General features: G+C 67.2%; 10 protein-coding genes. All 10 read left to right on the top strand.

The genetic code is table 11. The features are described 5' to 3' along the window. The first annotated feature begins 1 nt into the window (after position 1). The 10 genes from ACFOJE_RS12285 to ACFOJE_RS12330 all read left to right on the top strand — a co-directional run bounded on the left by ACFOJE_RS12285 (position 2) and on the right by ACFOJE_RS12330 (position 11,237). Positions 2 to 535 carry a nitrous oxide reductase accessory protein NosL gene (locus tag ACFOJE_RS12285; protein WP_377814643.1) on the top strand — a complete coding sequence of 178 codons (534 nt, stop codon included), beginning with the start codon at positions 2 to 4 and terminating at the stop codon, positions 533 to 535. Between the two features lie 439 nt (positions 536 to 974). Beyond that, positions 975 to 3,101: a transcriptional regulator NosR gene (gene nosR / locus ACFOJE_RS12290; protein WP_377814644.1), complete on the top strand. Its 2,127-nt coding sequence runs from the start codon at positions 975 to 977 to the stop codon at positions 3,099 to 3,101. A gap of 67 nt (positions 3,102 to 3,168) precedes the next feature. Continuing rightward, positions 3,169 to 5,097 (top strand): TAT-dependent nitrous-oxide reductase, encoded by a 1,929-nt coding sequence (gene nosZ, locus ACFOJE_RS12295; RefSeq protein ID WP_377814645.1) that lies wholly within the window; start codon positions 3,169 to 3,171, stop codon positions 5,095 to 5,097. Between the two features lie 172 nt (positions 5,098 to 5,269). Continuing rightward, the gene (locus ACFOJE_RS12300) at positions 5,270 to 6,532 is read left to right on the top strand and encodes a nitrous oxide reductase family maturation protein NosD (RefSeq protein WP_377814701.1); all 1,263 of its coding nucleotides are present in this window, start codon (positions 5,270 to 5,272) and stop codon (positions 6,530 to 6,532) included. Continuing rightward, positions 6,529 to 7,455, top strand: a complete 927-nt coding sequence (locus tag ACFOJE_RS12305) for an ABC transporter ATP-binding protein (protein WP_377814646.1) — start codon at positions 6,529 to 6,531, stop codon at positions 7,453 to 7,455. Before ACFOJE_RS12300 ends, ACFOJE_RS12305 begins: the two co-directional genes overlap by 4 nt. Next, positions 7,452 to 8,282 carry an ABC transporter permease gene (locus ACFOJE_RS12310; RefSeq protein ID WP_377814647.1) on the top strand — a complete coding sequence of 277 codons (831 nt, stop codon included), beginning with the start codon at positions 7,452 to 7,454 and terminating at the stop codon, positions 8,280 to 8,282. Before ACFOJE_RS12305 ends, ACFOJE_RS12310 begins: the two co-directional genes overlap by 4 nt. A gap of 29 nt (positions 8,283 to 8,311) precedes the next feature. Continuing rightward, a complete protein-coding gene (locus ACFOJE_RS12315) occupies positions 8,312 to 8,905 on the top strand; it encodes a nitrous oxide reductase accessory protein NosL (protein WP_377814648.1) in 594 nt (197 codons plus the stop codon). A gap of 31 nt (positions 8,906 to 8,936) precedes the next feature. After that, positions 8,937 to 9,125 (top strand): twin-arginine translocase TatA/TatE family subunit, encoded by a 189-nt coding sequence (gene tatA / locus ACFOJE_RS12320; RefSeq protein WP_377814650.1) that lies wholly within the window; start codon positions 8,937 to 8,939, stop codon positions 9,123 to 9,125. A gap of 297 nt (positions 9,126 to 9,422) precedes the next feature. Next, on the top strand, positions 9,423 to 10,166 hold the full coding sequence (locus tag ACFOJE_RS12325; RefSeq protein ID WP_377814651.1) for an SDR family NAD(P)-dependent oxidoreductase: 744 nt from the start codon (positions 9,423 to 9,425) through the stop codon (positions 10,164 to 10,166). Between the two features lie 9 nt (positions 10,167 to 10,175). Further along, a complete protein-coding gene (locus ACFOJE_RS12330; RefSeq protein WP_377814652.1) occupies positions 10,176 to 11,237 on the top strand; it encodes a methyl-accepting chemotaxis protein in 1,062 nt (353 codons plus the stop codon). Positions 11,238 to 11,351 lie beyond the last annotated feature (114 nt).

Below are 11,351 nucleotides of genomic sequence, written 5' to 3' on the forward strand. Positions count from 1 at the left end.
CCTGCTCGCCCTGCTGCTCGGCCTGGGCCTGGCCGGCTGCGGCGAGGGCGACAAGGCCGCGACGAACCTGGGCCCGGTGGCCTTCCACCCCAGCGACGAATGCCATGTCTGCGGCATGGTCATCAGCGAGTTCCCCGGGCCCAAGGGCGAGGCGGTGGCGCGGGACGGGGTGAAGAAGTTCTGCTCGACCACCGAGCTGTTCGGCTGGTGGCTGCAGCCGGAGAACCGGCGGCTGGAGCTGCAGCTATACGTGCACGACATGGGCAAGAGCGCCTGGGACAAGCCGGACGACCATTACCTGATCGACGCGCGGAAGGCCTGGTACGTGGTCGGCACGCCGCTGCAGGGTTCGATGGGTGCCTCGCTGGCCAGCTTCGCCGACGAGCCGGCGGCGCGCCGGTTGGCCGAGCAGTACGGCGGCCGGGTGCTGCGCTTCGAGCAGATCGACCAGGCCCTGCTGCAGCAGGCCGCCGGCCAGCAGTACGGCACGCCGGGAACCGCCCCCGCGCCTGACGAGCATCCCGCGGCGCACTGATCTCTCCACTTGGCAGGGCGAGGCTCGCTGCGCCGCCTGTCCTGCCCCACATCGCCTCTGCCTCGGGCGCTGCGCGGCTTTCTCCCGTCCGGATGGATTTCGCCCGGCCGTAGCGAAATTCGGCGGAACTTTCTGCCTCTTCTGCCTGCGTCTTCCTGTCGCATCCCCACATATTTAATGGCTATTTGCCAAAGCCTGTCAGGCCGCCCTGGCTTGCCTGAAGGCCGCGCCGCTGCTGGCTTACAGCCATTTTGATGCTCGCTAACCCTATGTTTTTCCTGGGTTCGACCGCCTAGCCCGGAGACGGTCTTGATTGTGGTCAAGGGGGAGTTCGGGGGGGCGTCTCTACCATGCCGCCCAATTCCAGCATTTAGTCGGATAGGCCATGAACTTCTGTCAACCCTCAACGCCCCGCGCCCTCTGCTGGCGTACAGGACTCATGTCGCTGCTCGTGCTGCTGCTGACCGCCTTCCAGGGCGTGCAGGCGCAGGACTACAACGGACTGGAGCGAAAGCGGATCGAGCAGGTATTCCCCAACGCCGATGCGGTCTCCGCACCCGAAGGCAAGTACCAGGTCAGCACCATCTCCGCCGGCGGCAAGGTGCTCGGCTACGCCTACCAGAGCATCAACGTGGTGAACATCCCGGCCTACTCCGGCAAGCCGATCAACATGCACGTGATCCTCGACCCGCAGGGCGTGATCCGCGACGCCTACGTGCTCGAGCACCACGAGCCGATCCTGCTGATCGGCATCCCGGTGGAGAAGCTCCACGAATTCGATGCCAAGTACCAGGGCATCCGCGTCGACCAGCGCGTCGTGGTCGGCCACTCCGGCGACAAGAGCGCGGTGACGGTGGACGCGGTGGCCGGTGCCACGGTGACCGTCATGGTGGTCAACGAGATCGTCATGCGCTCGGCCCACGAGGTGGCGGTCTCCCTGGGCATCGTCAAGGCGAAGAACGAAACGGCGCAGAAGCCGGCGACGGTGCGCGAGGACGTCTATTCGCCGGCCACCTGGACCGAGCTGACCGGCAACGGCGCCATCCGCCGGCTGCACCTGACCAACGGCCAGGTCAGCGAGGCCTTCAAGGGCACCGAGGCCGAGGGCGTCGACGAGCCGGCAGCGGACGAAGTCGACGACACCTTCATCGACCTCTACGCCGCCCACCTGAACCCGCCGACCATTGGCCGCAACCTGCTGGGCGAGAGCCAGTACCGCGCCCTGATGACATCGCTCAAGCCCGGCGAGCAGGCCATCGCGGTGCTGGGCAACGGCTACTCGTTCAAGGGCTCGGGTTACGTGCGCGGGGGCATCTTCGACCGGGTCCAGCTGCGTCAGTTCGGCGACGTCATCAGCTTCCGCGACATGGACTTCCAGCGCCTGTCCGACGTCTACGCCGAGGGCATGCCCGAGTTCGACGAGATGGCCATCTTCATCGTCCGGGCCACCCACCGCTTCGACCCCGGCACCCCCTGGGACCTCGAACTGCTGGTGCGTCGCCAGACCGGCCCGGTGCAGAGCATCTTCACCAGCTTCCAGATGACCTACCAGCTGCCCGAGGCCTATTTCCAGCGGCCGCTGCCGAGCGCCGAGGAACTGGCCGCCATCGAGGAGGCCAACCGGCCGATGTGGCTGAACATCTGGTATCAGAAGAGCTTCCAGATCGGCGTGATCGTGGCCGCCCTGGGCCTGCTGACCATCATCCTGTTCCTGCAGGACAAGTTCACCCAGAAGCCGCAGTTCATGCACTGGCTGCGCCGTGGTTACCTGCTGTTCACCCTGGTGTTCATCGGCTGGTACTCCCTGGGGCAGCTGTCGGTGGTCAACGCGCTGACCTTCATCCATGCCGTGTTCGAGGGCTTCCGCTGGGAGCTGTTCCTGAGCGACCCGGTGCTGTTCATTCTCTGGACCTTCACCGCCGCCAGCATCCTGCTCTGGGGCCGTGGGGTGTTCTGCGGCTGGCTGTGTCCCTTCGGCGCCCTCCAGGAGCTGATCAACGAAGCGGCGCGCAAGCTGAAGATCCGCCAGTTCGAGCTGCCCTTCGCGGTGCACGAGCGGCTCTGGGCGGTGAAGTACATCATCCTGCTGGGCTTGTTCGGCATCTCCCTGGAGTCCATGGCCGTGGCCGAGCGGGCCGCCGAGGTGGAGCCGTTCAAGACCGCCATCACCCTGCATTTCGGCCGCCAGTGGTGGTTCGTGCTCTACGCCGCGGTCCTCCTGGTGATCAACATCTTCACCCGCAAGGCCTACTGCCGCTACGTCTGCCCGCTGGGCGCGGCGCTGGCCATCCCCTCCAGGTTCCGTCTCTTCGACTGGCTGAAGCGGCGCAAGGAGTGCGGCAACCCCTGCCAGGTCTGTGCCAACGAATGCGAGATCCAGGCGATCCACCCGGACGGGCGCATCAATCCCAACGAGTGCCACTACTGCCTGGACTGCCAGATGACCTACCACAACGACAACAAGTGCCCGCCCTTGATCCTGAAGAACAAGCGCCGGAAGCAGAGCAAGAAGGTCGCCGACGCCGCTGCGTCCGAGCTGATCCCGGTCGAGGTCCTGGAACCCTGAATTCGCCATGGGCCATCCCCCAGGCCCAGCTGACGATGTGAGTGTTGACTGCATAAGGAGCAGGTTGATGAGTGACAATGAATCGAACAACAAGCCGCAGGCCGAGGACAAAGTCGGCCTGAGCCGGCGCGGCTTCCTCGGGGCTTCGGCCCTCGGGGCCGGCCTGGCGGGTGTCACGGCACTGGGCAGCGCGGTGATGACCCGCGACGCCTGGGCCGCGGCCACCAAGGACGCCCACGAAAAGGCGATGGCCAAGGTCCATGTCGCGCCGGGCGAGCTGGACGACTACTACGGTTTCTGGAGCGGCGGCCACCAAGGCGAGGTGCGGGTGCTGGGCATCCCGTCGATGCGCGAGATCATGCGCATCCCGGTGTTCAACGTGGACTCGGCCACCGGCTGGGGCCTGACCAACGAGAGCCGGCACATCCTCGGCGACAGCGCCAAGTACCTGAACGGCGACTGCCACCACCCGCACCTGTCCATGACCAACGGCAAGTACGACGGCAAGTACCTGTTCATCAACGACAAGGCCAACACGCGCGTCGCCCGTATCCGCCTGGACATCATGAAGTGCGACAAGATCACCACGGTGCCGAACGTCCAGGCCATCCACGGCCTGCGCCTGCAGAAGGTGCCGTACACCAAGTACGTGTTCGGCAACGGTGAGTTCTTCATCCCGCATCCGAACGACGGCACCAGCTTCGATATGCAGGCCGAGAACTGCTACACCATGTACAACGCCCTCGACGCCGAGAGCATGGAAGTGGCCTGGCAGGTGATCGTCGACGGCAACCTCGACAACACCGACATGGACTACACCGGCCGTTTCGCCGCCTCCACCTGCTACAACTCGGAGAAGGCCACCGACCTCGGCGGCGCCATGCGCAACGAGCGCGATTGGGTGGTGGTGTTCGACATCCCGGCCATCGAGGCGGAGATCAAGGCCGGCCGCTTCATCACCCTGGGCGACTCCAAGGTGCCGGTGGTCGACGGGCGTAAGAAGGAGGGCAAGGACAGCCGCGTGACCCGTTACATCCCGGTGCCGAAGAACCCGCACGGCTGCAACACCTCGCCGGACGGCAAGTACTTCATCGCCAACGGCAAGCTGTCGCCGACCTGCTCGGTGATCGCCATCGACAAGCTGCCCGACCTGTTCGCCGGCAAGCTCAAGGACCCGCGCGAATGCATCGTCGCCGAGCCGGAGCTGGGCCTCGGCCCGCTGCACACCACCTATGACGGTCGCGGCAACGCCTACACCACGCTGTTCATCGACAGCCAGGTGGTCAAGTGGAACATCGAGGAGGCGATTCGCGCCTACAAAGGCGAGAAGGTCAACTACATCAAGCAGAAGCTCGACGTGCACTTCCAGCCGGGCCACAACCACGCCTCGCTCACCGAGACCGCGGAGGCCGACGGCCAGTGGCTGATGGTGCTGAGCAAGTTCTCCAAGGACCGCTACCTGCCGTGCGGCCCGCTGCATCCGGAGAACGACCAGCTGATCGACATCTCCGGCGACGAGATGATCCTGGTCCACGACGGCCCCACCTTCGCCGAGCCGCACGACTGCATCATGGCCCGGCGCGATCAGATCAAGCCGAAGAAGATCTGGGACCGCAACGACCCGTTCTTCGCCCCGACCGTCGAGCGCGCCAAGAAGGACGGCATCACCCTGGAGACCGACAACAAGGTCATCCGCGACGGCAAGAAGGTGCGGGTGTACATGACCTCGTCGGCGCCGACCTACGGCATCACCGAGTTCACGGTCAAGCAGGGCGACGAGGTCACGGTGACCATCACCAACATCGACCAGATCGAGGACCTGACCCACGGCTTCGTCATGGTCAACCACGGCGTGTGCATGGAGATCAGCCCGCAGCAGACCTCGTCGGTCACCTTCGTCGCCGATAAGCCCGGCGTCTGGTGGTACTACTGCAGCTGGTTCTGCCATGCGCTGCACATGGAAATGATGGGGCGCATGCTGGTCGAGCCGGCCTGACCCCGTCCCCGGCCCCGGCACCGGAGGGTGCCGGGACCGTTTCTCCCACCGCTGCATACGGCTCCGGCGCCTTGCCGGAGCCGTCCGGATGCAAGCGCCGAACTGCCCGGAAAAGGACAGTACCGTGATCGCACCTCAGGCAATCAAGCACATTCGCCGACAGGCTCCCTGGATGCTTCTGCTCCTGGCTGGCGCCGTTCTGGCGGACCCCCGCCCGATTACCGAACTGCCGCTCGAACCGGCGGGCGACGGCCAGTGGCTGCTTCCGGCCGGTGAATACGCCGGCCAGTTCGTCATCGACCAGCCCATGCACCTGCGCTGCGAGGCCGGCGCCACGCTGGACGCGCAAGGGCAGGGCAGCCTCGTCACCATCGGCGCCCCCGGCGTCACCGTCGAAGGCTGCGACCTGCGCAACTGGGGACGCGATCTGACCACGATGGACGCCGCCATCTTCATCCAGCCCAAGGCCACGGGAGCGGTGATCCGCGGCAATCGTCTGCAGGGGCCGGGCTTCGGCATCTGGCTCGACCATGTCAACGACGTGCAGGTGCTCGACAATCAGGTCCAGGGCGACCCGAGCATCCGCACCCAGGACCGCGGCAACGGCATCCACCTCTATTTCTCGAAGGATGCCCGGGTCAGCGGCAACCACGTCTGGCATACCCGCGACGGCATCTACATCGACGCCTCCACCCATTGCACCATCGAGCGCAACCTGTTCGAGGAGGTGCGTTATGCCGTGCATTTCATGTGGTCCAACGGCACCCGCGTGATCGGCAACCGCACCCGGCGCTCGCGCACCGGCTACGCGCTGATGCAGAGCCATCACCTGACGGTGACCGGCAACCGCTCCGAGCAGGACCAGAACTACGGCATCCTGATGAACTACATCACCTATTCGACCATCGCCGACAACCTCGTCAGCGACGTGCAGCGCGGCGACACCGGCGGCGACAGCATGATCAGCGGCGGCGAGAGCAAGGCCCTGTTCATCTACAACTCGCTGTTTAACACCATCGAACACAACCATTTCGCCCGGAGCGGCCTGGGCATCCATCTCACCGCCGGTTCGGAGGACAACCGCATCGCCGGCAACGCCTTCATCGGCAACCAGCAGCAGGTCAAGTACATCGCCACCCGCACCCAGGAGTGGTCGGTCGACGGACGCGGCAACTACTGGAGCGACTACCTGGGCTGGGACCGCAACGACGACGGCCTGGGCGATGTCGCCTACGAGCCCAACGACAACGTCGATCGCCTGCTGTGGACCTACCCGCAGGTCCGGCTGCTGATGAACAGCCCGAGCATCGAGCTGCTGCGCTGGGTGCAGCGCGCCTTCCCGGTGCTCAAGTCGCCGGGCGTGGAAGACAGCCACCCGCTGATGCAGCTGCCCACCGGCGATCTGCTGACCCAGGACCAGGAGCCCACCACATGAACGCCGTCGACATCCGGGGCGTCAACCAGCGCTATGGCAGCATGACCGTGCTGCACGAACTCGAACTGCGCCTCGGCCAAGGCGAGGTCCTCGGCCTGTTCGGCCACAACGGCGCCGGCAAGACCACCAGCATGAAGCTGATCCTCGGCCTGCTCGCGCCCAGCGAGGGCGAGGTGTGGGTGCTCGGCCGGGCGCCGAACGACCCGGACGTGCGCCGCCAGCTCGGCTACCTGCCGGAGAACGTCACCTTCTACCCGCAGCTCAGCGGCCGCGAGACGCTGCGCCACTTCGCCCGGCTCAAGGGCGCGTCGACGAAGCAGGTGGGCGAGCTGCTGGAGCAGGTGGGGCTGGCCCATGCCGCCGACCGGCGGGTGAAGACCTATTCCAAGGGCATGCGCCAGCGCCTCGGCCTGGCCCAGGCACTGCTCGGCGAACCGCGCCTGCTGCTGCTGGACGAGCCGACCGTGGGCCTCGATCCCATCGCCACCCAGGAGCTCTACCTGGTGATCGACCGCCTGCGCCAGCGCGGCGCCAGCATCATCCTCTGCTCCCACGTGCTGCCGGGCGTCGAGGCCCATATCAACCGCGCCGCGATTCTCGCCCGCGGCCGCCTGCAGGCGGTGGGCAGCCTGGCCAGCCTGCGCCGCGAGGCCGGCCTGCCGGCGCGCATCCGCGCCAGCGGTCTGCAGTGCAGCAAACTCTGGCTCGAACGCTGGCGTGCCGCCGGCTACTGCGTCCGGGCGCTGGGCAATACGGGAGTCGAGGTGAACGTGCCCGATGGCCTCAAGCTCGAACTGCTGCGCCAGTTGCTCGGCGAGGCCAATCCCGGCGACATCGAGATCCAGCAGCCGTCCCTGGAGGATCTCTACCGCTTCTACATGGAACGCGCTGGCGACGTGCGCGCCGAGGAGGGCAGGGTATGAACCCGATCTGGCACATCGCGCGCAAGGAACTGAGCGACGGTCTGCGCAACCGCTGGCTGCTGGCCATTAGCGTGCTCTTCGCCCTGCTGGCGGTCGGCATCGCCTGGTTCGGCGCCGCCGCCTCCGGCCAGCTGGGCTTCACCTCGATCCCGGCGACCATCGCCAGCCTGGCCAGCCTGGCCACCTTCCTGATGCCGCTGATCGCGCTGCTGCTGGCCTACGATGCCATCGTCGGCGAGGACGAGGGCGGCACCCTGATGCTGCTGCTGACCTACCCGCTGGGCCGCGGGCAGATCCTCCTGGGCAAGTTCCTCGGCCACGGGCTGATCCTGGCCCTGGCCACCCTGATCGGCTTCGGCGGCGCGATGCTGGCCATCGCCGTGCTGGTGAAGGACATCCAGCTGGGCCTGCTGCTCTGGGCCTTCGGCCGCTTCATGCTGTCCTCGACCCTGCTCGGCTGGGTGTTCCTGGCGCTGGCCTACGTGCTCAGCAGCAAGGCCGGGGAGAAGTCCACCGCCGCCGGGCTGGCCCTGGGGGTGTGGTTCCTCTTCGTGCTGGTCTTCGACCTGGCGCTGCTGGCGCTGCTGGTGCTCAGCGAAGGGCGGCTCAGCCCCGAGCTGCTGCCCTGGCTGCTGCTGCTCAATCCGACCGATGTGTACCGGCTGATCAACCTCTCCGGCTTCGAGGGCGGCGGCAGCGCCATGGGCGTGCTGTCGCTGGGCAACGACCTGCCGCTGCCCGGCGCCGCGCTCTGGCTGTGCCTGCTGCTCTGGGCCGGCGCTTCGCTGCTGCTGGCCTACCGGGTATTCAAGCGCCGTTCGGTGTGACTCACCACAGGAAACCTCCGATGAGAACGATGACAAGACGTACCGGCCACGCTCCCCGCTTGCTGCTCGCCCTGCTGCTCGGCCTGGGGCTGGCCGGCTGCGGCGAGGGCGACAAGGCCGCGACGAACCTGGGCCCGGTGGCCTTCCACCCCAGCGACGAATGCCATGTCTGCGGCATGGTGATCAGCGAGTTCCCCGGGCCCAAGGGCGAGGCGGTGGCGCGGGACGGGGTGAAGAAGTTCTGCTCGACCGCCGAGCTGTTCGGCTGGTGGCTGCAGCCGGAGAACCGGCGGCTGGAGCTGCAGCTGTACGTGCACGACATGGGCAAGAGCGCCTGGGACAAGCCGGACGACCACTACCTGATCGACGCGCGGAAGGCCTGGTACGTGGTCGGCACGCCGCTGCAGGGTTCGATGGGCGCCTCGCTGGCCAGCTTCGCCGACGAGCCGGCGGCGCGCCAGTTGGCCGAGCAGTACGGCGGCCGGGTGCTGCGCTTCGAACAGATCGACCAGGCCCTGCTGCAGCAGGCCGCCGGCCAGCAGCACGACATGGCCCACGACCATGCCCCGGCGCCCGCCGCGGAGCACATGGAAAACATGCACCACATGCACGCCGGTCACTGACCGGCGCAGCCGAAACGAGGAGAGCGGCATCATGGGTATCACCTTCTGGCGACTCCTGATCATCCTGCTGATCGTCGTCCTGCTGTTCGGCACCAGGCGCCTGCGCAGCCTGGGGTCGGATCTGGGCGAGGCGATCAGCGGGCTGCGCAAGTCCCTGAAAGACGAAGAAACGCCTGTGCCCACGGCGGCGCTGAGGCAGGAGCACCGGGAGAATTCCTAGCGGCAAGCGGCGGCCATGGCGGGCTGATTGCACGAACCTTCCGGTCGGCCCGCTCCTTGTCGGAGTGAGTCGTTTCGCTTCAATTTGCCTCTTTTTTCCTTCATTTATGCCGTTTTTCGGTGGGTAAATCTGATTCCGGTCAAGTCGTCCCGAGCCTTCCCCGGACCAAGATAGCCGTCGCTCCCGCCTTCCCTGAGGCGGGCGGCCTAGGCTTCGTATAGCGAAAAGATCAACCGGCGGTCCGCTGCGGCGGCACCGCCCCCTCTACCCGGCGCCTGCCGGGTACGGAGAAGAGCGATGAAAACCGAGTTCCAGGATCGTCTGGCCGTCGTCACCGGCGGCAGTTCCGGTATCGGCCTGGCGTTGTGCACCGCCTTGCTGCAGCGTGGTGCCCGGGTGCTGACCCTGTCCCGCTCGATCGGCGGCCTGCAGCAACTGCAGGAGAGCTATCCCGAACGGCTGTTCTGGCAAGCCGGCGACGTGACTTCCCAGGAGGCGCTGCAAGGGCTCTGCCGTCGGGCCGCCGAGCTGGGTCCGGTGGACTACCTGGTGCCCAACGCCGGCATCGCCGAACTGGCCGACAGCCTGGACCTGGCCGCCTTCGACCGGCAATGGGCGGTCAACGGGGCGGCGGCCCTGAACACCCTGGGTGCGCTGATAAGCGAGCTGGCGAGCCCGGCCTCGGTGGTGTTCATCGGCACCTTCCTGACCCGCTCGACCTTCCCCGGGCTGGCCGCCTACATCGCCAGCAAGGCGGCGCTGGCCGCCCAGGCCCGCACCCTCGCCGCGGAGTTCGCGCCGCTCGGCGTGCGCATCAACCTGGTTTCGCCCGGCCCCACGGCGACGGCCATCTGGGGGAGTCTGGGGCTGACCGACGAGGAACTGGACGACGTCGCCGACAAGGTCACCCAGCGCCTGCTGCCCGGGCACTTCCTCGACGCCGCGGCGGTGGCCGAGGTGATCATCTTCCAGTTGTCCCAGGGCGCGCGCGGCGTCTATGGCCAGGACTGGGTGGTGGACAACGGTTACACCCTGAGCTGAGGAGGCACCATGGTCTGGTTCGGTAACCGCGACGCGGAGCGCCTGGTCCGGCAGGTGGACGCCCTCGAACGGCGTCTCGCCGAGGCCGAGGCGGCGCATGCCGAGACGTTGCGCCAACTGGCCTACTACCAGGGCATCGCCGCGCAGCTGATCCGCTTCTCCGACTCGGTGGCGCAGCTCGGCGAGTCCTTCGACTACCTCGCCGGGCGCCTGGGCGACAACCTCGGCCATGCCCGCGAGGTGGCCGAAGCGGCGCAGGCCAACCAGCGGCAGTTCGATACCCTGCACGAGCGCGCCGGGGAGATGGAGCAGGGCCTGCGCGAGGTCTCCCGGCGGGTCGAACGGCTGGCGACCCGAACGCAGGAAATCAACGGCATCGTCGACCTGATCAAGGGCGTCGCCAGCCAGACCAATCTGCTCGCGCTCAATGCCGCGATCGAGGCGGCGCGCGCCGGCGAGTCCGGCCGTGGCTTCGCCGTGGTCGCGGGGGAGATCCGCCACCTGGCCGAACGCACCGCCGCGGCCACCGTCGAGATCGTCGAGAAGATCCGCGACGTGCAGGGCGAAACGGACCGGGTGCGGACCTGCATCCGGAGCGAGGGCGCGCTGGCCGAAGGCTTCAGCGGCAGCACCGAAACCGCGGTGACGGCAATGCAGGGCCTGGAGGAACTGGCCGGCAGCATGAAGCGCGAGATTCGGGCCTCGACCTTCCGCGCCGGGGTGGAGCTGGCCAACCTCGACGAGCTGTCGCTCAAGTTCGCCGTCTACAACCACCTGCTCGGCGGGCGCATCGGCGAGCCGCCGCAACTGCCGGACGAACGCGCTTGCCGTTTCGGGCTCTGGTACTACGGCGAGGGGCGGCGCGACATGAGCGACCTCGAGCGCTTCGACCGCATCGAACGCCCGCACACCGAGGTGCACGAGGCCGGGCGCGCCGCGCTGGAGGCATTCGAGCACGGTGCGCTGGAGATCGCCCTGCAGCATCTGCAGCGGATGGAGCAGGCCAATCTGGAGGTCATGGGGATCGTGCGCGGGGTGGTCGGCGAGAGCGAGGCCCGCTTCGCCGGCTGAGGGTACGGGTTCGGCCTGTCATCCGGCGGCGCGCTGCACGGTCGGTTCCAACCGCACCGGCGCCCCGACAAACGAAAACGCCGTGGCCGGTAGAGACCGGCCACGGCGTCGCTG

The sequence above is a fragment of the Azotobacter bryophylli genome (assembly GCF_042643485.1).
GTDB lineage: Bacteria > Pseudomonadota > Gammaproteobacteria > Pseudomonadales > Pseudomonadaceae > Azotobacter > Azotobacter bryophylli.

Excerpts from the sequence above, each read along its gene's own strand:
- ACFOJE_RS12310 (WP_377814647.1), top strand. The coding sequence starts at position 7,452 with ATGAACCCGATCTGGCACATCGCGCGCAAGGAACTGAGCGACGGTCTG.
- ACFOJE_RS12330 (WP_377814652.1), top strand. The coding sequence starts at position 10,176 with ATGGTCTGGTTCGGTAACCGCGACGCGGAGCGCCTGGTCCGGCAGGTG.
- ACFOJE_RS12300 (WP_377814701.1), top strand. The coding sequence starts at position 5,270 with ATGCTTCTGCTCCTGGCTGGCGCCGTTCTGGCGGACCCCCGCCCGATT.
- nosR (WP_377814644.1), top strand. The coding sequence starts at position 975 with ATGTCGCTGCTCGTGCTGCTGCTGACCGCCTTCCAGGGCGTGCAGGCG.
- ACFOJE_RS12315 (WP_377814648.1), top strand. The coding sequence starts at position 8,312 with ATGACAAGACGTACCGGCCACGCTCCCCGCTTGCTGCTCGCCCTGCTG.
- nosZ (WP_377814645.1), top strand. The coding sequence starts at position 3,169 with ATGAGTGACAATGAATCGAACAACAAGCCGCAGGCCGAGGACAAAGTC.
- tatA (WP_377814650.1), top strand. The coding sequence starts at position 8,937 with ATGGGTATCACCTTCTGGCGACTCCTGATCATCCTGCTGATCGTCGTC.
- ACFOJE_RS12325 (WP_377814651.1), top strand. The coding sequence starts at position 9,423 with ATGAAAACCGAGTTCCAGGATCGTCTGGCCGTCGTCACCGGCGGCAGT.
- ACFOJE_RS12305 (WP_377814646.1), top strand. The coding sequence starts at position 6,529 with ATGAACGCCGTCGACATCCGGGGCGTCAACCAGCGCTATGGCAGCATG.